This window comes from Tumidithrix helvetica PCC 7403 (genome assembly GCF_965232925.1).
GTDB classification, from domain to species: domain Bacteria; phylum Cyanobacteriota; class Cyanobacteriia; order Pseudanabaenales; family Pseudanabaenaceae; genus Tumidithrix; species Tumidithrix helvetica.
In genome coordinates this window covers 387,636-411,917 of the sequence record NZ_CBDDRA010000001.1, presented here as the reverse complement: position 1 = coordinate 411,917, position 24,282 = coordinate 387,636, and the positions used below count along the sequence as shown (strand labels likewise).

The window sequence follows — 24,282 nt, the reverse complement described above, 5'->3', positions numbered from 1 at the left end:
ATCCTCTATGGGGTTCCCCGATCGTTCAATATGGGTCTAGCCCCCCAGCCCCCAATTCTGGGGGAGTTAGGGGGCAAAGAATTAGCGAACAAACTGGGGCATAACTTCAGCAGCCGTGAATAAACCACAGATGCCACGTTGGCGGAATTGATGGGCGGCTTTGAGATAGCCAAATGCAGGGCCGCAGACATTTGCTGCCATGCTGGTTTCATCCCCAAGTGTGAAGGTGTGGGTAGAAATTTTGCCCTCAAACGTGCGTCCTGTCAGCTTCATATTCGTACTGAGCGGCTTTTGAGGATTGCGGGTATCGACCACGCCGCCTACCGTGACGCGATCGCGATCGCAAATTCCCAGACGCTCCAACAAAATATCGTCGGCATGTTCCATATTCGCTAGGGTAATCACGCCATTGGTTTTATCTAGCAAAGCCTCTACTTCTGCATCGGTCATGGCTTGGGCAATTTCGACACTGTAGCCAGGCATATGAGCGATATCTTCGCGAATCGTGGCACGGTAAGCCGACCAGTTGGCAATGCCGACCCCGAAAGTAATTTCGACTTTATGCACTTCGGCAAAACTCTGAGCTGCCACAGAAGCTGCCGCCGTCAATAGACCGGGAGTTGCGCCACAACCTGTCATATAGGTGATGCCCGTTGCTTCTAAGTCTGCGGATAGCCCGACGAGTTGCTCTACGGCACTGGTGCGTTTGATCGCATCCACCAACACGCCTCGCCAACCCGCTTGAATAAATTGCTTTGCCACGCTTGCCATAAAGGTATTGGGCAGGTTTGGCAAAGCTAAGAAATAACCATCCACATCCTTTGCCACAGCGATCGCTTCTGCAATGCTATCTTGGCTGAGTACGCCTGATGGCTCTAAGTAACCTACAGAGCCTTTTTGGTTGTAAGCGGCAATCGCTGCGTCAATGTCAAACCCATTGGGGGCATAGGCAAATCCCTGTTTATCGGATATTGCCACTAAAGTCATCTCTTGCTTACCCGCTAACACTTTAGCTGCCGCTTGTCCTAAGCCACCAAATCCTAAAATTCCAACTCGTATCGTCATGGTATCTGTGTTTATTGTCCTGTCAGATCATACTCCTGAGCCATCCCGCAACACGCAACCCCGAAAAATATCTATAAAATTCAGCAGTAAGCTTATGGAAATCCTTGGTCTATCTTGTCTATGTTGAGCCACCATCACACATCAATTCGGACTGCCGATATTTTTGCCGCGATCGCTTTTTACGAGCAACTAGGCTTTGAGGTGGAAACGCGCTTTACCGCAGGCATCACCCTTGCTTGTTGGATGGTGGGTGCGGGAACCCATTTAGAACTAATCCAAATTCCCGAACCCAAAGCCGCCCCCGACTGCTTTGGCGACGAGCATTACGTCGGCTACTATCACCTATCCTTTCATGTGGACAACCTAGAGGCGCTACTAGAACGCTTAGTATCCGCCTTAGGAAAACTGAAACTACTTTTACCCCCTAGAGAACAAGCGATCGGCGATCGCAGCTATAAAGTGGCTTTCATTGCCGACCCCGATGGTTTACCCATCGAGTTAATGGAATCTATTTAACGTGAATTCGGGTTAAGAACTTCGGAACAAAGCAGGCTAACCTGCTGGAACCAAAAGGCTCGATCCCCCTGCCCGATCGGGCATCCCCCTTACAAAAGGGGGACAAAATGGATTGCACTTAACTTTTGACCGCTTAACTTTTGGCTGTGGCTTTTTTGGTCGAGGTACGGGTGGTCTTGGCGGCGGCGGGTTTAGCAGCAGCTTTTTTTGTGGTCTTGGTAGCCGTAGTTTTTGTCGCAGTTTTAGCGGTAGTTTTGGTCGTTGTCGCTTTTTTCTTGGTGGTAGTTTTGGTTCCTTTCTTTGTCTCTAGCAAAGCGATCGCTTGTTCCAGGGTAATGTCGTCGGGAGACTGCTCTTTAGGTAGGGACACGTTTACTTTGCCATGCTTGACATAGGGACCATATTTGCCCTCGATCAGTTCGACAGGTTCGCCATCCTCAGTATGCTCGCCCAAGGCTCGTAACACTTTGGCACTTGCCCCTCGTACAGCCTTGGGTTGTGCCAAGAGTTCTAAGGCACGCTCAAAGGTAACCGTATAGGGGTTATCGTCTCCTTTGAGCGATCGGTAATCTTTGCCATCTTTGCCTTGATCGTGCACCACATAGGGACCAAATCGTCCTAGATTTGCCTGCACTTTTTTACCCGTGACTGGATGCAGCCCTAGGGTGCGAGGCATCTGCAACAGATCGATCGCCATTTGTAAGGTGGCTTGTTCGGGTTTCACGCCTTTGGGTAAGGAAGCGCGTTTGGGCTTGGGTTTCTCATCTGTAGCCTTACCCAACTGCACGTAGGGACCATATTGCCCCATCAGCACAAAGATGGGCTCCCCTGACTCTGGGTCTATGCCTAACTGATCGGGCCCTTCGAGTTTTTGCTTGAGTAAAACCTCAATTTTTTCAGGCAACAGATCGGCGGGGGTCAAGTCTTGCGGGATCGAAGCACTAATCGTGGTTTCGCCATCAACCTTTTGGATGTAAGGACCAAACTTACCGATTTTGATCTTGAAATCTTCCAAACCTTCAAGCACGACTGTGCGCGCTGTCTCACCATCGATCTGGCTATCGCGTTCTTTAACTTGGCTATTGAGACCTTGACTACCAGAGTAAAATTCACGCAAATAGGGCAACCATTCCACGCTACCGGTCGAGATATCGTCTAGGGTTTGCTCCATTTTGGAAGTAAAGCCGGGATCGACAAATTTGGGGAAGTGTTCTTCTAGTAAAGAAGTCACCGCAAAGGCGGTAAACGTGGGCACGAGGGCATTGTTAAGCACCTGTACGTAGCCGCGATCGCAAATCGTACCAATGATGCTGGCATAGGTACTGGGGCGACCGATCCCCTCACTTTCTAGCATCTTCACCAGTGTGGCTTCGGAATAACGGGCAGGCGGTTGGGTTTCGTGACCGATAGGGGCGATTTGTTGGCAATTCGGATGGTCGCCTACAGCCATTCTGGGCAGCACCACCTCTTGTCCTTCTAGGGCAGCATCGGGATCGTCGGAGCCTTCGACATAGGCGCGAAAGAACCCAGCAAAGTCAATGCGCTTACCTGAAGCACGGAATAAAGCATCCTCAACCTGCACCTGTACGCTGATTAAGGTCTGTTGTGCATCTGCCATCTGAGATGCTACGGTACGCTTCCAAATCAGGTCATAGAGGGCAGCTTCGCGTCCAGTGAGGCCAGTTTGCTTGGGCGTACGGAAGGTTTCACCCGCAGGACGAATGGCTTCGTGGGCTTCCTGCGCTCCTTTCGATTTGGTGGAATATTGGCGGGGTTTAGGGCTGAGGTAGTTTGCCCCATACATTTGCTCTACACACTGACGAGCAGCAGAAATCGCCTGTTGCGAAAGGTTGACCGAGTCCGTACGCATGTAGGTGATATAGCCTTGCTCGTACAGTGCCTGTGCCACGCGCATCGTGTCTCGCGCCGACAAACGCAATTTTCGGTTTGCCTCCTGCTGCAAAGTGGAGGTGGTAAATGGGGGGGAAGGCTTACGGGTGTTGGGTCTTTCTTCTTGGTTGGTGACTGTCCAAACCTTGCCTGTCAATCGATTTTGCAAAGCGATCGCAGCGGCTTCATCCAGCAAAAGCACATTGCGCCCAGTAGCGATCCTGCCTGTGGATTCATCGAAGTCTTTACCTGATGCTACCTGTCTGCCACCCACGGAAACCAACTGGGCAGGAAACTCATGCTCTGGGGCATAGAGATTGGCTTTGAGATCCCAAAAGCTACCCGATTTAAAGGCGCGGCGTTCGCGCTCTCGGTTGACGATCAAGCGCACCGCCACGGACTGCACCCGTCCCGCCGAGAGTCCCCAGGAAATCTTTTTCCACAGCAAGGGGGAGAGGGTGTAACCCACCAAGCGATCGAGAATTCTTCGGGTTTCTTGGGCGTGGACTAATTTTTCATCGATGGTGCGGCAGTTTTGCAAAGCATCGCGAATTGCCTCTGCTGTAATTTCATGAAACACCATGCGCTTGGTGGGCACTTTTGGTTGCAGGAGTTGCAACAAATGCCAAGAAATACTTTCGCCTTCACGGTCTTCGTCAGTTGCCAGAATTAGCTCGGTGGCATCTTTGAGGGCGGCTTTTAAGTCCCGCACGATCTTCTTTTTGTCGTCGGGAATAATATAGAGGGGCTCAAAATCTGCATCCACATTCACCCCCAGTTTTGCCCATTCTTCGGACTTGACGCTCGCTGGTATGTCACTTGCCGACTGAGGCAAATCCCGCACATGCCCCATCGAAGCTTCGACTTGGAAACTTTTGGGCAAAAAATTGCGAATGGTGCGGGCTTTTGTAGGTGACTCGACAATGACAAGGGTTGACATGGTTAGCCTATGACATCCATAAGAACTGTGAAAAAACTTAGGTAGTTTAAACTCCTTCTTAACCTATATACAATGTTTAGTCAAAATTTTGCTAGGTTTAGAGGGGCGGCAATCGCATCTTTAGGCTACGGAGAACCGTCTTCGATCTAGGAATTTATTCCTTTAGATAGACTTTAAATTGACTTTGTTAATTGTTGTAAATATAACAATTCGCGATGCACAGGCAATAGGTCATCGATCGCGAGAATTTCTGAATAACCGATCCCTAATATATAGAGTTATGTCCTCAGAGGCATCTTTCGATCCAGCCCCTTTAAAACATCGATCAGAGGAATTCTCAGAAGAATTTCCAGAGGGATCTTCGGAAGCGTTACAGCGGGGATCGCATACAGAACTCACCGAACAGCAGCAAAAAATTCGCCAAAAAATTTGTCAGGGGCACGCACAAAATCGAGTTCAGGCATTACCACCTCCTGGGAACGCCCCCTTTGGCTATAAACGGGGCAAAGATAGGTATGCGATCGATCGCGCCAATGCACCCATTGTCAAAGAATTTTTCGATCATTTTTTACTGTATGGTTCTCTGCGAGGGGCTGTGAGGTATATTGCCCAGAAATTTAATAAAGCGATCGCAGTTTCTACGGGAAAACACTGGCTGACCAACCCCACCTATCGCGGCGATTTAGCCTATCAAGCCGTCGATCCACCCCAAATTATCCGAGATACCCACAAAGCGATTATCTCGCGGGACGAAGCTGCCCAGGTCGATCGCCTGCTCCGTCGCAATCGATCGTTACCTCCTCGTTCGGCTAGTGCGGAGCGATCGCTGGCAGGGCTCGTATATTGTGCGACTTGTCAGAGCAAAATGACCGTGGCTTCGGTGGGCGATCGCGGCAAAAAACAAAAGCTCAAGAATCCCAAACAAAAGGATCGGGTAAAGTCCTATCTATATTTACGCTGTCAAACCTGTCCGCAACCGCAAAAATGCCGAGGGCTTAACTACGATCGAGTCCTCAAGCAAGTCATCGATAAAATTTGCAACGAACTACCTAAAGCGGTGAGCAGTCAGGGTGTATCGCAATTGGGAAATATCAAATCGCAAATTGAGTCCGTCATTCTTGCCAAGCAAGCCATGATGGAGAAGATTCCACCATTGGTGACCTCAGGAATTTTAGATACAGAAACCGCAGATTTGCGCCTTTATAAAATTCGCACGGAAATCGCCGATCTCGAAACCAAACTGTCACAGCTACCCCCGATCAATTTAGTGGCGATCGCGCAGACCATCTCTATCCCTCAGTTTTGGCTAGACCTTTCCGAATCAGAGCGACGTTTCTATTTTCGCGAGTTTATTCGCGCGATCGGCGTTGATGCTTCCCAAAAGAGAGAAGAGGATTGGAACCTCCAACTTATTTTTGTGTTTTAAGAAGTTCCCAATTCCGATTCCCATACAAAGTTATAGCAGTAGCCAAGTCCAATAGGACGAATTAGGCTTTAGCTCCGCTCAGCTAACAAGGAGAATTTTGTCTTAACCTCTCTGGCGATTGCTATACAGCTGTTTTCGAGCCAATTCACCACAAAGCTGAGTCGCAGGGTTAGGGACTGCATTAGATTTTTTAGATTTCTGTCCGTGGTGCTTTTGCAGCTAATTTAATATGAGACTTGTCTAGGCTCTTTTAGCAAAATGTATAGCTCTATTTTGGAGCGATTTTCTTTGCCAATCCATATCAATTCGAGCTTTGGTTTTGCAGTCATTCAAAATAGCTCTAGAGTATTAAAACGAATTGAGGGAAATAGCTGAGAATAAAACCTAGGCAACCGCAAATCCCGTAAGTGGACGAATTGATGGCTCATGGAATCCTAGCACAATGTCTTCTTTAGGAACACCAGACTGGAGAAGTTCTTGAGCGATACCATATTCTGTGCCATCAACCTGAATCCAAACCTTCCCATCAACAATTTCAACATGGAGCAAGACCCCATGAAGATGCTGAAGCTTATCCCATCCTTCTGAAAGAATAATATACTGATCTGTTTCAGTATCAAAAGCAGAACGGTTTTTGACATTCACATTCGCGTAGCGGATATCCGCATAGGGTTTAAGTACGGTGCGGATAATTTGACGGTATCTATCTAGTCGATCCATTTTGCGATTACCTCAGTTTCTGGGTTGAACGTTAAAAGTTTAAGAACTTTGTTTTCTAAAAGAATTTGCCCAATCTCTTGCTCAAATAATTTATAGAAAACCGCCTCTCGAATTGCTAGATATAGAACCCGATCGGGCTCTATTCTACTTAGAACATTGTGACAAAGAATGTATTGACCTAATGCATTTTCTAGATCCTGAATTTCTGAAGGACTGACAAAGCTTTTAATTTCAACCGCGATCTTTTGAGAACCTTTCTCTGCACTAATTAATTTTTCGGCTCCGAGGTCGATAAACAGATCTTTTCTACCAACCTTTAAACTATAGGGATCGTGGCTAATCGACCACCCGTCTTTAACAAGGGCTATTTTCACGCAGTCATGAAAAATATCTTTGGCGGGCATAGGGTAAATCTATATCGTCTATTCCACTGTAACACTTTTTGCTAGGTTCCTTGGCTGGTCTACATCTAAGCCCTTATGAGCCGCAATGTGATAGGCGAGGAGTTGCAAGGGAATTACCGTGAGAATGGGCGAGAGGATTTCATCCACAACGGGAATGGGAAGGAGATGATCGAAGGTATCAACTGCAACAGGATCGTCAATCGGAGCTACACCAATCAATTGGGCTTCTCTAGCTCTCGCTTCTTGAGCGTTAGAGAGAACTTTTTCATAGACAGTTCCAGGTGTGGCGATCGCCACCACAGGCATATCTTGATCGAGCAAGGCGATCGGGCCGTGTTTCATCTCACCCGCAGGATAGCCCTCGGCATGGATGTAGCTAATCTCCTTGAGTTTGAGCGAACCTTCTAGAGCGATCGGGAAGTTGATGCCGCGACCGAGATAGATAAAGTCTTTAGTATGGGCGAAGGTGTGGGCTAGTTGCTCGATATAGCGTTCTTGACTTTCGAGAATGCGTTCGATTTGGGCAGGTAATTGGCGTAGACCTTCAATTAAGCTTTGTGCCTTGGCTTCGCTAATCGTTTGTTGATTGATTCCTAGCTCTAGGGTGAGCAGATAGAAGATCAGGAGCTGGGCAACAAAGGTTTTGGTGGCTGCTACCCCAATTTCAATCCCTGCTTGGGTATCGAGGATCTGGTTGGCAATGCGGCTAATGGAGCTTTCAGTGCGATTGGTAATTCCCAAACAGCGATCGCCGCGCGATTTTGCCAGTTCTAAAGCTGCGAGGGTATCGGCAGTTTCCCCCGATTGGGTAACGCCAATGACGAGGGTATTGGGAATTACGGGAGGTGGCGCATAGCGGTATTCCGAGGCATATTGAACGCTGGTGGGAATATTGGCAACCTGTTCCAATAAATATTTGCCGACCAATCCCGCATGCCAACTCGTACCACAGGCAAGAATCTGCACGCGATCGATTCCTTTAAGGAAATCTGGAGACAAGCCTAGATTTACCACGCCAGCATCAGAAACATAGCTAGCCAATCCCGCTCTAATTACACCCGGCTGTTCGTAAATCTCTTTGAGCATATAGTGGCGGAAGCCTTGTTTCTCCACCATCACAGGATTCCAGTTGAGGGTTTGGGGGCTGCGACGTTGGCGATCGCCTGCAAAGTTAAAAATCTCGACGCGATCGCGGGTTAAACGGGCAATTTCGCCATTATCAAGCGCTAGAACCGTGCGTGTATATGCCACCAAGGCAGGGGTATCGGAAGCGCAGAAGTTCTCTCCTTTGCCTAGTCCAATCACTAGGGGCGCTTGTTGGCGGACGGCGATAATTTGATCGGGATAGTCGGCATGAACGACTGCGATCGCAAAAGCCCCTTCGAGTCGGCTGACCGCTAGGCGTACAGCTTCCATTAACTCTGGGCTAGATGGGGCTGCGGGTGCATGTTCGGTTCTGATTTTGCCTAAATATTCCGCAATCAGATGGGGAATGACTTCCGTATCGGTCTCTGTGACGAATTCATGTCCGCGTTCCTTTAATTCTTGGCGCAGAGCATGATAGTTCTCAATAATGCCGTTTTGCACGACCGCCAACTGATCCGACATATCGGTGTGGGGGTGGGCGTTATGTTCTTCGGGTTTACCGTGGGTTGCCCAGCGTGTATGTCCGATGCCAATTTGAGAAGCGTAGCTGATATCCTCGATCGCTAATTTTTCTTCTAGGTTGATCAGTTTGCCTTTGGCGCGGGTGCGATGCAACTCTGACAGCCCCTTAGGAATTGTGGCAACTCCTGCCGAGTCGTAGCCCCGATATTCAAGTTTGCGCAAGCCCGAGATCAATACTTCATTGGCAGAGCGATCGCCGATATAACCAACAATTCCACACATAAGCTGGGTGATTTTTTAGGGTTTGATGATTTAGAAGACTAGTATTATAGCTTTTACTTCTGAAGTTAGCCTACAAGATGCTAGCTAACACAATGACCTTATAGAAGTGAACCCATTCGAGATCTATTGCTTTAATTATGATTCCCAACAATTGTCTAGACTTCATTTGATTAAAATAGTGCTACGAGGATATGGTTCATAGATCCTCTTTCTATCTCTAAAACATGTATTCACCTTATCTTGCCAGTTAGAGAACAATGCACCAAAAGCTCCTTCCTTGATTGGGTCTTCTTGATAGTGATTGGAAGCCTTATCACTGCCATAAAATAGCTTATACCCTAAAGGCAAATTCTTCCAGTATGAGACTTCCCACGGTTGTAGGTAGATAATATTAATGGAATCGCAACTTATCGTTTTAAACGGGTGTGCAAATTGAAATGTAATAAATTCAGCAAGTATATCAAGACTACCAGATTCAATCTCGGATTCTGATTCTATACATAAGTAGAAATGCCAATTTGGTTGAAGTAGTGTCTCCCACATATTCCCTCCTTGATTTGTTAGTTCATACCACAGTAGTATTTCACCTGTAAGTGCCATCTCTATTTCTTGACGATTTGGAATAAATAGGGTTGTTTTTTCAATAACACTGTCATTCTCAACCCGTTTAGCAAGTAAATCTCCTCTCTGGAAAAAAACATCTAATTTATTAAGAAGTACTGAAATCTCATATTGAGGCAGAACCTGCGGCAATATACCTATCTGATCTCTGTTAAAAGCAACTAAATCGAGGATTTGAAGGTCTAGCTCATTGTTACGCATAAAAAATCATTAAGTGAAGTGCATGGGGATTTTGATTGGTTATCGTAGAAATCTATTGCAATGTCTAGGTTTAGATGAAATTGATTACCAGCTTATGGAGCATTACAACACAGCCATTATAGTTTATGGTATCTCTAAGCAAGAAGCATCCAAGTGCAGATAGGAGAAACGCAGATGACTGCCTACATGTTGGAACAACAGCTCAAGCAACAGTTCAAGCACAAATTCACAGTGCATCAGTATCATCAAATTGCCGAAACTGGTATTTTTTCGTCAAGCGATCGCGTGGAATTAATCGATGGAGAAATCATCAAAATGTCACCTGTGGGTAGAAAACATGCTGCTTGTGTGGCAAGGCTAAATGCTCTATTTCAGGGAAAATTTATCGGGCAAGCACTGGTTTGGGTGCAAAACCCCATTCGCTTGAATGATGACTCAGAGCCACAACCCGATCTTGCGCTACTTTTGCCCCGTCAGGACTTTTACGAATCAGATTTACCTACAGCCAAAGATATCTTGCTCGTTGTGGAGGTGTCGGATTCGACGATTGCTTACGATCGCACGGTAAAAAGCTCGATCTATGCTGAAGCAGGGATCTCCGAAATGTGGTTATTGGACTTAAACGAACAAGCGATCGAAGCCTATTCGCAACCCTCAACGCGTAGTTACAAGCGAATGCAGAGATACGAACAGAATGATACATTCTCAATATTGGCATTCCCAGATTTGAATTTTGTCTGGACGGATATGTTCGCAAATTCTTTCGATCGTCCCAACGTTTAAACCTAATGTCTAAATCGAGAAATCCATGACAGCAATCACTTGGCTAGATCGAGTCGGTAACTGGAATCCACAACTATTACGAGAGTTTAGGGGCAGACTGAAGCCGCGTACTCTAGCCGTAGCAATCGGTGCATCAATACTCGTGCAGTTCTTGCTAGTCCTATTTTTTAGCCAACAACAACCTAATGACATCTGTACCGCCTCTAGGTATTGCTGGATTCGCGACTGGCAAACATGGTGGTTATATCAGTTTCGGTTTATTACTTGGGGCATTCCCTATGTGCTATTTCTATCGGGCGTATATAGCCTGATTGCCGATCTCAGCCAAGAGGAGCGTAAGGGAACGCTCAATTTTATTCGACTCAGCCCGCGATCGAGTATGAGTATCCTAATTGGTAAGGTATTAGGCGTACCCATCTTGCCCTACATCAGTATTTTGCTGATCGTACCTCTGCATTTGATTACGGCTGCAGGGGGAGGAGTCTCATGGGACTTTATGCTGAGTTACTACCTCATTCTTATTGCTACGGGGGCATGTTTGTTTAGTGGGGCAATTCTTGTCGCTTTTTTAAGTAACTCCCGCTTAAATATTGGGGAGCAATCGATCAATGCGATTCTCTATGCTTTTTTGACTTTCACTGTGGTCACACCCATATTTTTCTTGTGGAATGTAAATACGATATGGAGTTCGTTTGGTTTTATTTTGGTGGGAAGTAAAATCACAGCCCAAGATTTACCATGGTTTTATTTACCGATCGCCCGCAATTCTGTAATGGGTCATACTTTTGTCTTACTCAACTTATTTTTCGTTACCCTAGGCCTCTGGCAGCTGCTAGAACGGCGGTTTCATAACCCTAATGCTACGGTTTTGAGTAAGAAACAAAGCTACGTGCTTTCGGCATATGTGGAATTATTTGTGGTGGGCTTTTTTGTCCGTCCCCCCATCGATCGCTTTTATCAAGAAAACTACGATCTCGAATTAATTTTTCTATATGTTTTTCATCTAGTTTTCTTTTTTGGAATCATTTCTACCCTGTCGCCCAATCGGCAGTCCTTACTCGATTGGGTACGTTATAGCGCTTTAACAAAAATGGCATCCAGAAACGATGCAGATCCTGCGATGAATCCCCCCTCGCAACAAGGCAACTCATGGGGCTATGTATTGCGCGATTTGGTTTGGGCAGAAAAAAGTCCCGCGCCTGTAGCGATCGCCATCAACATCCTGATTACCCATGCGATCGTCCTGATTTGGATATTTACCACTTGGACAGCAGCAATATCACCAGATTACAACCGAGCGATCTTCATTTTGGCGTCGCAAATTTGCATCATTCTGATCTATGCCCTGCTAATCCAGCTTATTTTACTGAGCAAAACGCGCCGACCTGAGATCTGGGCAGCAGGAACATCGATCGCTTTATTCTCTCTACCCCCCATCATTCTCTCAATTTTAAGGATTACCCCTGTAAACGCCCCAGCCCTATGGCAGTTTTTGGGGTTCCCCTGGGCAGTAATTCCCTTTGCGTCGCTACTAGATAAAACGCTAGGATTTTTAGGACAAATCTTTGTGATTAGCTTTTTAAGCTGGCAACTGAGTAGCAAGCTACAGAGAGCAGCAAAGATTGATGGTTAATTGGTACTTGGTTATCGGTAAAAGGTTATTGGTTATCGATATTTTAGGGATTGCCACTGAAACCGACAGGTGATAACTGACAACTATCAACTGTCAACTGATAACTGTCAACTGAAGTTTAATGTTATATTTCGGCTGTTGACTTCCATTCAATCCCATCAGGAAGAGGAACATACATGGTATCTGCTTTACCGAGAACAATTTATCCTGCTGGGGCATATACCCTTTATGGTTTGGTGTGGCAGGTTGAAGCCCCAGATGGCAAACCCTATGCGATCGCCCTCGATTCCTATCAGGGACATTTGCTCAAAATCGATCCCTATACAGAAAGTGCTACCGTTTTAAATGCTTACACAGCTCTGGACTTTCGGGATGCCACAGGCTTTGCGATCAATGCAGGGATTCTCTGGGTAGTGCGGGGCAACACAATTTACTACTGCAACATGGTCGATTTCGACCTTCAACCCTTTATGGAACTGCCCCAGCCCATCGAAGGAATCGCAGTATCCGAAGGAGGCGTTTACATCAGTTCGCGCTCTGCCGAAAAGATTTTTGTTGTAGGACGTACGACCCGAAGCTTGCTGCGAACCATTCCCACTCCTGGGAGTGGGGTAGAGTCGCTCACCCTGCGCAATGATGAATTGTGGGTCAGCGATCGCAATGAAGAAACCGTTTACTGTCTAGATGCCAAAACAGGTGAGATTAAGTTCCGCGCCCTCACACCCTTTGCCAACCCATCTGGTATCGGCTTTTGTGGGAACGATCTCTATGTTGTCTACACCAATGATGAGTTTTACATTCGCGATAATCCCAACGATCCAGATCCTTTGTCGGTACAAGTACGCGATCGCACGTTTATTCACCAACTACAAATTACTCAAGTAGCCAGTAAGGCTCACCACACGCTTTCTAATGGCTATTTGGTCGAGATGGTCTACCTTGAGGAAGCTTCGGCGGATGAGCCTCAGGATGTCTTCGATCTGACTTGGCGCATCGCTTTACCCGATGATACCGATCGTCAAAAGTTGCTCTCTGTCGTGCCCATGGGAATGCCCTTTGAAGAAGAAGTTAAAGATGGGCAACGCATCGCTGTCTTTAAAATTGGCGATCTCAAAGCCGAAGAAGCGAAATTATTTGGTTGGAAAGCTACCCTAGAGTTACACGGGATTAAATACGAACTCAAACCAGAGGAAGTAGAAAGCCTGCCACCACTATCTTCAGAAATGCAGAGCCTTTATCTGATCGATGATGATGGGTTAGGAATGGATATCCCTGCGATTAAAGTTGCAGCTAGAGAAGCCGTGGCTGGAGAGACAAATATCATTCGGCAAATGCTCAAGATTCGAGAATATGTCTATGACAAGCTCTCCTATCGCATGCAACCCTATATTGACAGCCCTGATGTGGTTTTAGAGCGCGGTACGGGTTCTTGTGGGGAGTATGTGGGATTGCTCTTGGCACTGGCAAGATTGAATGGCATTGCCTGTCGTACTGTGGGTCGATATAAATGCCCTCCCTACGCCGATCAGCAAAATGTCATCCACCACCAGTACTACAATCACGTCTGGATTGAGTTTTATATTCCTGGCTTTGGTTGGTTCCCAATGGAATCCAATCCCGATGATACAGGCGAACGTCCCTATCCTACCCGCTGGTTTATGGGCTTACCTTGGTATCACGTCGAAATCGGCAAGGGTATTACCTTTGAAACCATTCGTCCGCAGCCCTTCTCCATCGGAGAACTCGCGCTCAATCACGTGCGATTCAAAATCCTACGAGAACTGTAATGCGTTTTGTTCATGTCAAGATTAGTCTGAGGCACAGCAGAAGTAGATGAACTACCCCGCACTGCGTACCTTGTACGGGGTTTCTAAAAACCCTATACAACAATCCACCAGTGCGTGCTTTGAACGCTTCGTCTATCCAGCTTGCTTACTCAATACCTTGCGGTTTTTGCAAGTAATTATTTCAAATGACGTCAGTGCATCTTGTGCAGATTTCCAAGGTACAACCGCATCGGGGGCAATATGGTATTTCCCCCGATGCTTGTGCTTGGCTCATCCTGTAATCACCATCAGGCAACATAAAGCCATCAACGGTTAACGCGCCGATCTAGACTGTGGTGCGGGTGGCTTTGAGTCTTTTTCATTCATAGAGAATTAGGAATCCATACTGGAACCTTTTGCATGACCGCTTGAAATAACATACTATGCTCGTGCCCGCGCAGCCATTGCTGCAAATGATTATAGGATGTCGATTGAAACCATTCCAGATCGACTTGGGCAAACTGTCTGATAAATGGAAAGATCGCAATATCGACAAGGGAAATGCGATCGCCGAGCAAAAAGGTATGCTGCCGCAGTAAATTCTCTAAGGTCGGTAGATAGGTTTCTACTTGGTTTCTATAGGTTTCCTGCGTTGCTTCGGGGAAACGGTTGGCATATTTGTAGCGATCCAGTGCCTGTTTGAATTCCAGATCGTTGATCGCAATCAGCTTTTTGCCGAGCAACCGCGATATTTCCAATAGGTGATTCCAGCGATCGGGATCGTTTTGTTCCACTGCCCATTCCATAATATCGAGGCTCTCTTCTAAAACACGACCATCGGTTAGTTGTAGGACTGGGGTTGTGCCTTTTGGGGAAATCGTCAGCATTTCTGCGGGCTTATTTTTTAGGGAAACTTCCCGCAACTCGTACTCGATCGCTGCATATCGCAATGCCATTCGTGCCCGTATGGCATAGGGACAACGTCGAAAAGAATAAAGGATGGGGAGACTCATAATAGGTTAGCGATCGCACCCTACCCAGCCTCCCCTTGTACAGCATCCCCTTGTCAAGAGAATGTGACGAAAGCAGAGGGGGGATTCACGATTCGCGTTTTTTTGGATTAGCATAGATGTAGAAAATCATACAAGAGGTGCAATATGGCTTTAGAACTAACATCGGAAAATATTGAAAATGTTTTAGACGAGTTACGCCCTTACCTATTGGCTGACGGTGGTAATGTCGAGCTGGTTGAGGTAGAAGGGCCAGTGGTGAGATTAAGACTACAAGGTGCTTGTGGCACTTGCCCTAGTTCTGCCATGACCCTCAGAATGGGGATCGAACGCAAACTCAGAGAGTCGATCCCCGACATTGGTGAAGTCGAGCAGGTTTATTAAGGCTAGTTTTTCCTAAAAATTTTGCCACCAGTTTTTGCTAAAATTTGGGGCGCACTCAATGCGCCCTTTTTTGCGTTCGTAGTATTTTTTATTTCAGGAAATAATCTTGGTCTCTCTAGAACAGGTTCAACAGATTTATCGCCAACCGCTGGTCTCGCTGGTGTTTGATGCCCAAACGATTCACAGACAGCACCACCAAACCGATGCCGTACAGCTATGTACGCTCTCGAATATCAAATCTGGTCGCTGCCCCGAGGATTGTAAATATTGTCCGCAGAGTGCGCGATACGACACCGAGATCGAGAATTACCCCCTGCTACCCCTCGAAACCGTGATCGAGCAGGCAAAAACGGCAAAAGAAAATGGCTCGACGCGATTTTGTATGGGGGCGGCATGGCGACAAGTCCCAGATGGGCAAGAGTTCGATCGCGTCTTAGAAATGGTGAGCGCCGTCGCCGACCTAGGCATGGAGGCTTGCGTCACCTTGGGGATGTTGCGCCCAGATCAAGCCAAGCGTTTGGCTGAAGCGGGGTTGACTGCCTATAACCACAATCTCGACACCTCGGCAAATTTTTATCCTGAGATTATTACGACCCGTACCTATAGCGATCGCTTAAAGACGATCGAAGCAGTTGCTGCCGAGGGCATTCAAGTCTGTTGCGGTGGCATTGTTGGCTTGGGCGAAAGCGAACAAGATCGGATCGAACTGCTACATACCTTGGCAAACCTCAACCCCCAACCCGAATCTGTGCCGATCAATGCCCTTTCTCCCGTGGAGGGCACACCTTTGAGTGATGCTGCGATCGTCGAGCCGATCGTACTCGTGCGCACGATCGCCACTGCTCGGATTCTCATGCCTAAAGCGATCGTGCGTCTATCCGCAGGTCGGCATCGCCTCAGCGTAACCGATCAAGCGCTCTGTTTTATGGCAGGGGCAAATTCTATTTTTAGCAGTGAAAAATTGCTGACGACGGTAAATCCCAGTATTGATGATGATGCCTCCATGTTTGCCCAATTAGGGATCGCAGCATGGGAAACAGTCCCACAGCGTTAAATTTCAAGCTACCCAAAATGATTTGGACTCACTTCTCTCAAGAGTTAGTGGGTGACTTCATGCTGCAAAGAAACAAAAAACTATGACAGAATAAGGCTAACGTAAAAATGCCAAAGCCATGTTTACTGTATCTTCAGAATACCGCCATTTACCAACTGCTGAGGAATTGCCTGACTCTGACGAAACCCCTGTGGATAACGAACTCCAAAACGATATTCCAAATCTCTTGCTGAACTTATTGAGAGAAATTTGGGCAGAGCGCTCTGATTGGTTTTGGGGTGTAGATATGTGCGTTTATTACGAACCCAATTTTGACAAATCAGAGGAGTCTAAAGCAGTTGTTCCCGATGGTTTTTTAGCATTAGGGGTTCCTAGATATAGTGGCGAGGGTGGTCGCTTGAGCTACGTGGTTTGGGAGGAAAAAGTTCTCCCAGTTCTCGTGCTTGAGGTGATCTCTAAGCAATATAACGGTGAGTACGATCGCAAGTTAGAAGAGTATCAAAATCTAGGAATTCTCTATTACGTTATCTACAATCCACTCAGTGGAAGACGAGGGCTTTATAAAAACCACCAGTCTTTGGAAGTATATAAGTTGGTTGATGGAAAGTACGAACTGATGCCATCAATCTCGCTTTTACCTGAAGGGGGAGAAATGGTATGGTTGCCAGAAATGGAACTTGGTATTGGTTGCGCTCTTGGCGATATCGATGGTTGGGAACGTGAGTGGCTCTATTGGTACGATCGCCAAGGAAATAGATATCCCACTGCGCGAGAACGTGCGGCAATGGCTGAAGCCTTGCTAAAAAAATATCGCGATCGCTTCGGCGATCTTTCTGAATAAATACTCAAGCGATCGTGCGGCGATCGGCAGGTTGGCATCGACTCAGCATCAGCGATCGGGCACTTTGCTTTTTAGGCAAATTCTATCTTTTAGTAGTGGAAAATTGCTGACAACAGTAAATCCCAGTATCGATATTGGGATTTACTATCATTTCCATAGCAACTGTTATAAACCACGATCAATCAAACCGAATCGCCCCAGAAGCACCAGCAGCCAAAGAATCGCAATTCCTATAGAAATTATTCGTGGTGGCCACACTCCGCCGAAGCGTGTCCATGATAACCCACCACTCCGTTCATAGCCAATGTCTGGCATGTCTGAATGATCGAACAGAAATTTTAAGATTTTGTGGTAAATACTGCGTTCTTTTTCAAGAACATCTATGACCGACTGAGCAGCAAAGATCCCAATGATTGCAGTGACCGCAATCACAAGTGCAAAGCCAGGTATCAGATTTAGAAGCATAGCTGCTGTTCTCTGCTCTTTTGGGCTGTTAATAAGGATAATGCAAAAAGTACTGAAGAGAAAGGCTTGAGTGCTCATCATCCAAGCCATGCGATGGTTAGTGAGGTTGTGTTCCTTATCAAGCAAATTCTCGTTCAACGTAGCTAGGAAAACCCAGTCACCCACTGTTGGCGGTTGGGTAGGTTCTTGAAGCCAATTGAACGGTTTAGGTTTACTCATGCATTTTCCAGCCCTTAACACCACACTGAATTAGCTTTTAGTGAAACTTTTTTGGTAAACTTCCCAATAATGAAATCATACTGAAACTTTATGAATAAAACAAGCATGTGAGGGCAATACCCAGATAACGATTTGTTAAATGTTTTGCCTCTTACTTGAATGGAATATACTCGATTGCATTTACCCACTCGGCAGGTTCAGAAGCCTTGGCAATCAATTCTAAGTCTTTCACAAATTCACCAATCGTGCCTCCAAGTTGATGCCCAAAGATCAATCCTGAAAACTGTTTCCCTTCTATCTGCCATGTCTCGGCTAAAACTCTAAAGCGAATATCTTGGGTAAAGAGGACGCGTTGAAGCTCAGTCACTCGTACTAAAAGGCGATCGTCAGGAAGTTCTTGAGTTCCGTCCTCAAATGCCGTCAATACATCGATGCCTCGGCGCCGCAACTGCTCGGTAATTGCTTGGGGAACATGAACATCCATGTATAAAGCAATAGCCATTTACAGAATTCCTTTAGCTCTCATGCGAATGTAGAAAGGTGACTTGGCTGCTTGAGTCATAGTTTCTTGTGCTTGCTGCCATTCCAGCTTGATTTCTTGGTCAATTTCTTCTTGATGGTCAAAATAGTAGCCCATTGCAGCATGAGCTTCGGCTGGTGTTAAGTAAAGGTGCTGACGACACATCTCCTCAACCGACCAACCATAGGTAAGATAGTCCATTACAATCTGAGCAATTCTAATGCGCGGCAGGCGTTGCAATCGTGCAGGCTGATAACCATCTTTTTCAATGTGTGGATAACTCAGGGCTAACATACTGTTCTATTTTCACTTAGCTAAGTTGCCATGTCTTTACAGTATAGTCTTTATTAGTAAGGCTATGTAGGCTTAAACGCCGAACTGAAACCGAGTTCAATACTTACGGCTTTCTCAATTTCTGCCCAATAAATATCTTCTAAAACACCCTGTTTATTCTTGATTCTTTTGGCATCAACAGCTCTAATTTGACTTAAATTGATGTGGCGATCGCCATTCAGTCCATTTTGCGAGGTCGGGGTAATATTAACAACAAACGGATAGGTCTTCATTCCTGGCAATAAAGGAGCAACTATTGTCGTCGCTCCATTTTGATTACCGATGTCATTTTGCAAAATCAAACAAGGACGCTCTTTATCCACCTCATTACCAACAACGGGTTTCAGATCGACCCACCAGATCTCGCCTCGTTTATAGGTTAACGTTCCGTTAGGCATTTAAACCATCTTCCACAGTAACATCCCAAACAGAAATTTCTTCTTGAAACGCGGCATCATTTGCCTGCTCTTTGTATGCATCTTCTAGTTCCTTCAAGAAAATCCTCTCCTTCTCTTGCAAGAGAATATCATTAATAAAACTGCTACGATTGCTCGCTAGCCGATCTACAAAATCTAAAACTTCGTCGTCCAAAGTAATGCTGACTTTCTTACTCATGCTCTAAGCTGCCTGCGACAGTCGAGTAGGATTATATTGTCATACTAGTTAATCTTACTTTACTTGTCAATATTTACTTGTCAATAAGATATTGGAGATTGGCTAACGATTTTTCTGCCCGTTGTATTTGCTGTGCTTGACCTGTAACATGCTTACTGGTACGCTCACAAGCTTATGAGCTAGCTGTTTGTCCAAATTCGTAAATGTATGTCTCATCGGACGCTAACAACCATCATTGCAGCCAGTGTTTGTTCAATTTGCTTGATTGCAGATGCTGCCCCCAGCTTGGCATTACCAGAGCAGGGAAATGTCGTACAACTCAACGGTCAGCCTTGGACTGGACGTTGGATCAGACGGGTAGAAAGTGATGGTCAGCAAAGTTTATACCTGCAAGAGGAGTGGGTTGGCAGTGCCTTGGGTGTAGAACTGATGGACTCCGATCGCGTCGGACAGCAGCGCATTCGATGGTTCTCTAGTCCTTTTTATAGTCGAGTCACGTTCGATCGCCCCGTTCAGCATCGGTTTTTAGACATCAAAGCGATCGCGCCGCAGTGGCGTACAGAAATTTCTGGGAATACTCTACAAATCTTCACACCTGACGTGGCAGTACAGGCGATTCGACGCAGCAAACCAGAGGGAGGCGATCGCATTGTGATTGACCTGAGCAACCGTACCCCTTGGCAAATTCAACAACAGGGTAATGTCACGAGTCTGATTTTGGCTGCGGAACTAGCACCAAGCATTAAACCCGGTGTGAATGCCGAAAAAGGAAATCTGATTAGCGCTGTGGATGTTCAAAGTCAGAGCAAGCAAACCATCCTCCGCATTCAAACCACAGAGACACTTCAGCCTCATATCGAAACCCTAGCAGATCCTCCTCGAATCCTTGTAGATTTCAAACGAGGCTATGTTCCCACTGGGAGCAATATTCTCTGGGCTGAGGGACTGCGTCGCATTGAGCGCATCGTGGCACTGCCAAATCCCAATGCTAAGACAGAGAAAGACCCCAAAACCCTGCGCTTTTCAGTGGTATACCTCCTCGTCGATCTAAAGCATCGTGGGGTGGGAATGCGTCCGATCTGGAGCAATCCCAATGGCATGTTGGGCACTAGTTCCTTACGAACGATCGCCGATCAATGGCAGGCAACCGCAGCGATTAATGGTGGCTTTTTTAACCGCGATCGCCGTCTTCCCGTCGGTCTAATTCGCGAGGGAAATCGCTGGGTGGCAGGGGCAGTACTGACGAGGGGCGCGATCGCATGGAATGACAAGGGCGAAGTATTTATGGATCGCTTGTCGTTCGTAGAGGAAATCACAACTTCCAACGATCGAAAAATTACGCTCACCAATCTCAATAGTGGCTATGTGCAGCGCGGTGTGGCTCGATATACATCCCCTTGGGGAGCAGCCTATACGCCGCTCACCGAGAATGAGGTTTTGGTAACGGTTCAGGGCGATCGCGTAGTTTCTCAATATCAAGGTGGTGCGGTAGGTCAGGGACAGGTTCCCATTCCCACCAATGGCTATGTACTTGTGGTGAGACAATCCCCAGAGTTGGTGTCGCAGTTGTTACCCGGAGTCCAGATTAAAGGGCGATCGGTAACGAAACCCTCGACATTTAATACATTCGCGAATATCGTCGGTGCGGGGCCCTTGTTACTAAAAAATGGAAAGGTGGTCTTAGATGCAATGCTAGAGCAGTTCCGTCCTCCCTTTGATACGCAAGGCGCGACCAGAAGTGCGATCGCCACAACCAAAGAAGATGGAAAATTGATTTTGGCAACGATTCATGCCACCCCCGAAGGGATTCTGCCTAGTCTGCTACAAACGGCTGACATCTTAAAGAAACTCGGAGCAGTTGATGCGCTCAATCTCGATGGCGGAAGTTCCTCTTCTCTCTTTTTGGGTGGCAGCATTATCGATCGCGATATTAATGCAGTTGCTCCCATTCACAATGCGATCGGTATTTTCCTCACGCCCGATTCTAAGTCCGATCAGTTCTAGCGCTAACTGAAATCTATAGTCCTCTCTCAATTGAGCCTAGGACAAACGGATGACGTCAGTCTTGCGGTCGGACAATGCTGCTCTAAGCAGGGTTGGTTAAATGCAGGGTCTACTTCGGGATCGGGGGATTTTTGTCCGAAAATCATTTTGCAACTCAGATCCTCAAAATTGGGTGTCATGGTGACAGGAATACCAAACTGTTCGGTAAAAAATGTTTGGGTAGGTACTTTACACATATTCACACACATCCCAACACAGCCACTGTCTGCGAGGTAGCGGCATTTTTTAATATAAACTGCCGAGGGCTGCGATCGCACTGTCCCATCCGCCAAACTTACCTCAGCTTCAGTGACCTCACAAGGCCCCACTAACCACTCAAACAATTTTGAGGCAAACCACGCATTGAGAACGCATACGAGTCGCGTGGGAGAAACAAACGTGCGAATCGCCCAAAGCGCTGGGGCTGGCACTAAAGATTGCAGTACTTTCGCCACAATGATTTGCTGCTCTTGGGCATTGCGTCCCTGCATAATTTGTTTTGACAGATCGACAAAGCCACCGTAGCCACTGATTTTGGTTCCCGAACCTAGTGCCTGAGACATCTTGCGAGAAAACAGCCAGATAAATAGGCGATCGATCGAGTTGTCGTTGTATTCATCTTTGACAACAGTTTGTACGGCTTTAGGCTGCATAGCTTTCCTCAAATTCAGACTACCAAGATTCACGCCATAACGATCTTAACCGAATTTCTAGATCTAAAATTCTGGATTAAAGTAGGGAGTATACGCAAACGAGCATGGACGATCGCCATATTCTCTGGTTGCCAAGGCGATCGCTACAGTCAGCACTCCTTTCTAGATAAGTTTGAAGTTGCTTTCTCAAAATGGACCCAGAGTGGTCTCAATGTCACTCTAATAGTAAGTTCTCAAGATGCCTAGCGCTAGTCTTCCTCCGTGCGGCAGTTTTGATTGTCGATCCGATCTCGTGGCCTTGCAACAAGATATTCTAGGATACTAGAAGTTTATCTAGGGTCAGACTTGAACTTACCACTGTTTCGGCCTGCGATCGCCTTGATGAATCGCCTGAAATATCCGCAGAAATTTGCGCTGATCAGCCTCGTGTTTGCGATGCCGCTGACCTTGGCGATGTATCTTTTGCTCTCAGAAATTAACAGTCGGATCGATTTTGCCCAAAAGGAACTCTATGGCAGTCAATATCTCCGCCCTCTTAACAAACTGTGGCAGTACGCACTCTCTAATCAGCCCGTCAGTCAGATTCGCAGCTCTGACCCGATAGACGATCGCTTGCTTCAAGACTTGGCGAATCGCGATCGCAACCTAGACGAAAAATTGCGATCCACCGAAAAATTCAAGCTCCTCGAGCAATCATGGCAAAATCTGCATCGCCAAGATAACCCAAAAGATCGGGAAGTATATCGCCAACTCAGCGATCGTATCGACAAATTAAGGGCTCATGTGGGTGACACATCCAATTTGATCCTCGATCCCGATCTAGATACCTACTACCTCATGGATAGCAGTTTGCTCAAACTTCCAGCCATGCAGAGAGCTTTAGCAGAAGTTAAACTGATGAGTCTAAAAATTGGCGATCGCAGGCAAATCACGTCAGAGGAAAGAGGGCGACTGATCGAATTGTCTGGACTGTTGAAAGAACAAGCCAGCGACCTATCCAGAAATCTCAATACCGCCTTTACGAATAATCCTGCCAGTAATCTTCGTGCTAAATTATCGAGACCTCTAAAACTTTTCCTTGACAACTCGCAACAGCTTTCAGATGTATTAGATGAATTAACCGAGCCCAATACCCAGCTATTTGCTTCCACATCTGTTTTAGTAAAGACAAACTTCGACCAAAGCTTTGCGCTCTGGGATCAAATCGTTGATGAATTAGATTTTCTCTTGCAACGACGGATCGATGGATTTCGACAAAGGCAGCTATTCGGCTCCATTTTTGTGCTCATTACCCTATTGATAGTTGTCTATCTGTTTATCGCGTTTTATCTGGCTGTCATGAAGACCGTACAAGATCTTGATGTTGTCGCCAAACGCATGACCAGTGGCGCTGCTGATGAAGAAATCCAAAATATTACGCTAGATACTCAAGATGAATTAGGACAGGTGGTTGAATCTTTTAATCGAATTGCCACAGCTCTGGTATCTGCCAGTCTAGAAATCAATCTCCTCAACGAAAGGCTCAGGGTTGACAACCTTCGCATGAGTTCGGAGTTGGGAATTAGCCATGAATTGCAACAGATGCTCTTGCCTAGAGAAGAGGAACTTAAAAAAATCAAAAATTTAGATATTGCTGGATTTATGGAACCAGCCACTGAAGTCGGTGGAGACTACTACGATGTTTTGATGGTTGGCGATCGCGTCAAAATTGGAATTGGGGATGTCACGGGGCATGGGCTAGAAAGCAGTGCGATCATGATTATGGTGCAAACAGCAGTACGAACGCTATTGATTCACAATGAAACCGATCCTGTAAAATTTCTCAATACGCTCAATCGCACGATCTACGACAACGTTCAACGCATGAATTCTGACAAAAACCTATCTCTGGCGCTGCTGGACTATCATGATGGCAAACTCACTCTGAGCGGACAACATGAAGAAATGATTGTTGTGCGTGCCAATGGAACTGTGGAAAGATTGGACACGATCGATTTAGGCTTTCCCATTGGACTTGAGGCAGATATCACAGATTTTATCGATCGCGCTCACGTACAACTCAACTTAGGGGATGTAGTCGTACTCTACACGGATGGTATTACGGAAGCCGATAACATCAGGCAAGAGCAGTATGGGCTAGATCGATTGTGTGAAGTCATCAGCCAAAATATTGAGAAGACATCCGCTGAAATTCGTCAGGCAGTGATTAAAGACGTGCGATCGCATATTGGCGAACAAAGAGTTTATGACGATATTACACTCGTCGTTATGAAGCAGAAATAGTAGAAAT

General features: G+C 46.4%; 23 protein-coding genes. 10 read left to right on the top strand and 13 right to left on the bottom strand.

The window, feature by feature from the left end; translation table 11 throughout:
- Positions 1 to 81 precede the first annotated feature (81 nt).
- Positions 82 to 1,065, bottom strand: coding sequence for a (S)-8-amino-7-oxononanoate synthase BioU (bioU, locus tag ACP2WE_RS01715; RefSeq protein WP_425213867.1), 984 nt, complete (start codon positions 1,063 to 1,065; stop codon positions 82 to 84).
- A 120-nt stretch (positions 1,066 to 1,185) separates the two neighbouring features.
- On the opposite strand from bioU, the gene ACP2WE_RS01710 reads away from it, so the two are divergent.
- Positions 1,186 to 1,581, top strand: coding sequence for a VOC family protein (locus ACP2WE_RS01710; RefSeq protein ID WP_425213866.1), 396 nt, complete (start codon positions 1,186 to 1,188; stop codon positions 1,579 to 1,581).
- A gap of 133 nt (positions 1,582 to 1,714) precedes the next feature.
- On the opposite strand, the gene topA is transcribed toward ACP2WE_RS01710, so the two are convergent.
- Positions 1,715 to 4,411 carry a type I DNA topoisomerase gene (topA, locus tag ACP2WE_RS01705; protein ID WP_425213865.1) on the bottom strand — a complete coding sequence of 899 codons (2,697 nt, stop codon included), beginning with the start codon at positions 4,409 to 4,411 and terminating at the stop codon, positions 1,715 to 1,717.
- Between the two features lie 280 nt (positions 4,412 to 4,691).
- Between topA and ACP2WE_RS01700 the strand changes: the two genes are divergently transcribed.
- Entirely contained in the window at positions 4,692 to 5,837 is a 1,146-nt protein-coding gene (locus ACP2WE_RS01700; protein ID WP_425213864.1) for a recombinase family protein, read from the top strand.
- A 384-nt stretch (positions 5,838 to 6,221) separates the two neighbouring features.
- On the opposite strand, the gene ACP2WE_RS01695 is transcribed toward ACP2WE_RS01700, so the two are convergent.
- The 4 genes from ACP2WE_RS01695 to ACP2WE_RS01680 all read right to left on the bottom strand — a co-directional run bounded on the left by ACP2WE_RS01695 (position 6,222) and on the right by ACP2WE_RS01680 (position 9,673).
- Positions 6,222 to 6,557: a XisI protein gene (locus ACP2WE_RS01695; RefSeq protein ID WP_425213863.1), complete on the bottom strand. Its 336-nt coding sequence runs from the start codon at positions 6,555 to 6,557 to the stop codon at positions 6,222 to 6,224.
- Positions 6,545 to 6,961, bottom strand: coding sequence for a XisH family protein (locus tag ACP2WE_RS01690; RefSeq protein WP_425213862.1), 417 nt, complete (start codon positions 6,959 to 6,961; stop codon positions 6,545 to 6,547). The genes ACP2WE_RS01695 and ACP2WE_RS01690 overlap by 13 nt, the downstream gene beginning before the upstream one ends.
- Before the next feature lie 18 nt (positions 6,962 to 6,979).
- A complete protein-coding gene (glmS, locus tag ACP2WE_RS01685) occupies positions 6,980 to 8,851 on the bottom strand; it encodes a glutamine--fructose-6-phosphate transaminase (isomerizing) (RefSeq protein WP_425213861.1) in 1,872 nt (623 codons plus the stop codon).
- A 162-nt stretch (positions 8,852 to 9,013) separates the two neighbouring features.
- Positions 9,014 to 9,673 (bottom strand): hypothetical protein, encoded by a 660-nt coding sequence (locus tag ACP2WE_RS01680; protein WP_425213860.1) that lies wholly within the window; start codon positions 9,671 to 9,673, stop codon positions 9,014 to 9,016.
- Between the two features lie 174 nt (positions 9,674 to 9,847).
- Here ACP2WE_RS01680 and ACP2WE_RS01675 point away from each other — a divergent pair, with 174 nt between their 5' ends.
- The 3 genes from ACP2WE_RS01675 (at position 9,848) to ACP2WE_RS01665 (ending at position 13,876) form a co-directional block, all read left to right on the top strand.
- Positions 9,848 to 10,456, top strand: a complete 609-nt coding sequence (locus tag ACP2WE_RS01675) for a Uma2 family endonuclease (protein WP_425213859.1) — start codon at positions 9,848 to 9,850, stop codon at positions 10,454 to 10,456.
- Positions 10,457 to 10,481: 25 nt separating this feature from the next.
- Positions 10,482 to 12,089 carry a hypothetical protein gene (locus tag ACP2WE_RS01670; protein ID WP_425213858.1) on the top strand — a complete coding sequence of 536 codons (1,608 nt, stop codon included), beginning with the start codon at positions 10,482 to 10,484 and terminating at the stop codon, positions 12,087 to 12,089.
- 176 nt (positions 12,090 to 12,265) lie between these two features.
- Positions 12,266 to 13,876, top strand: a complete 1,611-nt coding sequence (locus ACP2WE_RS01665) for a transglutaminase domain-containing protein (RefSeq protein ID WP_425213857.1) — start codon at positions 12,266 to 12,268, stop codon at positions 13,874 to 13,876.
- A 362-nt stretch (positions 13,877 to 14,238) separates the two neighbouring features.
- On the opposite strand, the gene ACP2WE_RS01660 is transcribed toward ACP2WE_RS01665, so the two are convergent.
- On the bottom strand, positions 14,239 to 14,868 hold the full coding sequence (locus tag ACP2WE_RS01660) for a glutathione S-transferase (protein ID WP_425213856.1): 630 nt from the start codon (positions 14,866 to 14,868) through the stop codon (positions 14,239 to 14,241).
- 144 nt (positions 14,869 to 15,012) lie between these two features.
- Here ACP2WE_RS01660 and ACP2WE_RS01655 point away from each other — a divergent pair, with 144 nt between their 5' ends.
- The 3 genes from ACP2WE_RS01655 to ACP2WE_RS01645 all read left to right on the top strand — a co-directional run bounded on the left by ACP2WE_RS01655 (position 15,013) and on the right by ACP2WE_RS01645 (position 17,144).
- Complete coding sequence (locus ACP2WE_RS01655) at positions 15,013 to 15,249, top strand: NifU family protein (protein WP_330483059.1); 237 nt, start codon at positions 15,013 to 15,015, stop codon at positions 15,247 to 15,249.
- Positions 15,250 to 15,355: 106 nt separating this feature from the next.
- A complete protein-coding gene (bioB, locus tag ACP2WE_RS01650; RefSeq protein ID WP_330483058.1) occupies positions 15,356 to 16,303 on the top strand; it encodes a biotin synthase BioB in 948 nt (315 codons plus the stop codon).
- A 118-nt stretch (positions 16,304 to 16,421) separates the two neighbouring features.
- Positions 16,422 to 17,144, top strand: coding sequence for a Uma2 family endonuclease (locus tag ACP2WE_RS01645; RefSeq protein ID WP_425213855.1), 723 nt, complete (start codon positions 16,422 to 16,424; stop codon positions 17,142 to 17,144).
- A gap of 165 nt (positions 17,145 to 17,309) precedes the next feature.
- Here the strand turns inward: ACP2WE_RS01645 and ACP2WE_RS01640 are convergent, their stop codons facing one another.
- The 5 genes from ACP2WE_RS01640 to mazE form a co-directional block, all read right to left on the bottom strand.
- Entirely contained in the window at positions 17,310 to 17,828 is a 519-nt protein-coding gene (locus tag ACP2WE_RS01640; protein ID WP_425213854.1) for a hypothetical protein, read from the bottom strand.
- A gap of 151 nt (positions 17,829 to 17,979) precedes the next feature.
- On the bottom strand, positions 17,980 to 18,330 hold the full coding sequence (locus ACP2WE_RS01635) for a DUF5615 family PIN-like protein (RefSeq protein ID WP_425213853.1): 351 nt from the start codon (positions 18,328 to 18,330) through the stop codon (positions 17,980 to 17,982).
- Positions 18,331 to 18,642: a DUF433 domain-containing protein gene (locus tag ACP2WE_RS01630; protein ID WP_425213852.1), complete on the bottom strand. Its 312-nt coding sequence runs from the start codon at positions 18,640 to 18,642 to the stop codon at positions 18,331 to 18,333.
- Positions 18,643 to 18,704: 62 nt separating this feature from the next.
- Positions 18,705 to 19,079 (bottom strand): type II toxin-antitoxin system PemK/MazF family toxin, encoded by a 375-nt coding sequence (locus ACP2WE_RS01625; protein WP_425213851.1) that lies wholly within the window; start codon positions 19,077 to 19,079, stop codon positions 18,705 to 18,707.
- Positions 19,072 to 19,296: a type II toxin-antitoxin system MazE family antitoxin gene (mazE, locus tag ACP2WE_RS01620; protein ID WP_425213850.1), complete on the bottom strand. Its 225-nt coding sequence runs from the start codon at positions 19,294 to 19,296 to the stop codon at positions 19,072 to 19,074. The genes ACP2WE_RS01625 and mazE overlap by 8 nt, the downstream gene beginning before the upstream one ends.
- A gap of 207 nt (positions 19,297 to 19,503) precedes the next feature.
- Between mazE and ACP2WE_RS01615 the strand changes: the two genes are divergently transcribed.
- The gene (locus tag ACP2WE_RS01615; protein WP_425213849.1) at positions 19,504 to 21,300 is read left to right on the top strand and encodes a phosphodiester glycosidase family protein; all 1,797 of its coding nucleotides are present in this window, start codon (positions 19,504 to 19,506) and stop codon (positions 21,298 to 21,300) included.
- Between the two features lie 26 nt (positions 21,301 to 21,326).
- Here the strand turns inward: ACP2WE_RS01615 and ACP2WE_RS01610 are convergent, their stop codons facing one another.
- Positions 21,327 to 21,992, bottom strand: a complete 666-nt coding sequence (locus ACP2WE_RS01610) for a DUF4033 domain-containing protein (protein ID WP_425213848.1) — start codon at positions 21,990 to 21,992, stop codon at positions 21,327 to 21,329.
- Positions 21,993 to 22,373: 381 nt separating this feature from the next.
- Here ACP2WE_RS01610 and ACP2WE_RS01605 point away from each other — a divergent pair, with 381 nt between their 5' ends.
- Positions 22,374 to 24,275 (top strand): PP2C family protein-serine/threonine phosphatase, encoded by a 1,902-nt coding sequence (locus ACP2WE_RS01605; RefSeq protein WP_425213894.1) that lies wholly within the window; start codon positions 22,374 to 22,376, stop codon positions 24,273 to 24,275.
- Positions 24,276 to 24,282 lie beyond the last annotated feature (7 nt).

What these genes read in the sequence shown, in the direction of transcription:
- ACP2WE_RS01625 (WP_425213851.1), bottom strand. Translation starts at nt 19,079, where the DNA reads ATGCCTAACGGAACGTTAACCTATAAACGAGGCGAGATCTGGTGGGTC.
- ACP2WE_RS01710 (WP_425213866.1), top strand. Translation starts at nt 1,186, where the DNA reads ATGTTGAGCCACCATCACACATCAATTCGGACTGCCGATATTTTTGCC.
- ACP2WE_RS01610 (WP_425213848.1), bottom strand. Translation starts at nt 21,992, where the DNA reads ATGCAGCCTAAAGCCGTACAAACTGTTGTCAAAGATGAATACAACGAC.
- ACP2WE_RS01635 (WP_425213853.1), bottom strand. Translation starts at nt 18,330, where the DNA reads ATGGCTATTGCTTTATACATGGATGTTCATGTTCCCCAAGCAATTACC.
- bioU (WP_425213867.1), bottom strand. Translation starts at nt 1,065, where the DNA reads ATGACGATACGAGTTGGAATTTTAGGATTTGGTGGCTTAGGACAAGCG.
- glmS (WP_425213861.1), bottom strand. Translation starts at nt 8,851, where the DNA reads ATGTGTGGAATTGTTGGTTATATCGGCGATCGCTCTGCCAATGAAGTA.
- ACP2WE_RS01655 (WP_330483059.1), top strand. Translation starts at nt 15,013, where the DNA reads ATGGCTTTAGAACTAACATCGGAAAATATTGAAAATGTTTTAGACGAG.
- mazE (WP_425213850.1), bottom strand. Translation starts at nt 19,296, where the DNA reads ATGAGTAAGAAAGTCAGCATTACTTTGGACGACGAAGTTTTAGATTTT.
- ACP2WE_RS01615 (WP_425213849.1), top strand. Translation starts at nt 19,504, where the DNA reads ATGTCTCATCGGACGCTAACAACCATCATTGCAGCCAGTGTTTGTTCA.
- ACP2WE_RS01640 (WP_425213854.1), bottom strand. Translation starts at nt 17,828, where the DNA reads ATGAGTAAACCTAAACCGTTCAATTGGCTTCAAGAACCTACCCAACCG.
- ACP2WE_RS01670 (WP_425213858.1), top strand. Translation starts at nt 10,482, where the DNA reads ATGACAGCAATCACTTGGCTAGATCGAGTCGGTAACTGGAATCCACAA.
- ACP2WE_RS01695 (WP_425213863.1), bottom strand. Translation starts at nt 6,557, where the DNA reads ATGGATCGACTAGATAGATACCGTCAAATTATCCGCACCGTACTTAAA.
- ACP2WE_RS01660 (WP_425213856.1), bottom strand. Translation starts at nt 14,868, where the DNA reads ATGAGTCTCCCCATCCTTTATTCTTTTCGACGTTGTCCCTATGCCATA.
- ACP2WE_RS01680 (WP_425213860.1), bottom strand. Translation starts at nt 9,673, where the DNA reads ATGCGTAACAATGAGCTAGACCTTCAAATCCTCGATTTAGTTGCTTTT.
- ACP2WE_RS01630 (WP_425213852.1), bottom strand. Translation starts at nt 18,642, where the DNA reads ATGTTAGCCCTGAGTTATCCACACATTGAAAAAGATGGTTATCAGCCT.
- ACP2WE_RS01645 (WP_425213855.1), top strand. Translation starts at nt 16,422, where the DNA reads ATGTTTACTGTATCTTCAGAATACCGCCATTTACCAACTGCTGAGGAA.
- ACP2WE_RS01675 (WP_425213859.1), top strand. Translation starts at nt 9,848, where the DNA reads ATGACTGCCTACATGTTGGAACAACAGCTCAAGCAACAGTTCAAGCAC.
- ACP2WE_RS01665 (WP_425213857.1), top strand. Translation starts at nt 12,266, where the DNA reads ATGGTATCTGCTTTACCGAGAACAATTTATCCTGCTGGGGCATATACC.
- ACP2WE_RS01605 (WP_425213894.1), top strand. Translation starts at nt 22,374, where the DNA reads ATGAATCGCCTGAAATATCCGCAGAAATTTGCGCTGATCAGCCTCGTG.
- topA (WP_425213865.1), bottom strand. Translation starts at nt 4,411, where the DNA reads ATGTCAACCCTTGTCATTGTCGAGTCACCTACAAAAGCCCGCACCATT.
- ACP2WE_RS01690 (WP_425213862.1), bottom strand. Translation starts at nt 6,961, where the DNA reads ATGCCCGCCAAAGATATTTTTCATGACTGCGTGAAAATAGCCCTTGTT.
- ACP2WE_RS01700 (WP_425213864.1), top strand. Translation starts at nt 4,692, where the DNA reads ATGTCCTCAGAGGCATCTTTCGATCCAGCCCCTTTAAAACATCGATCA.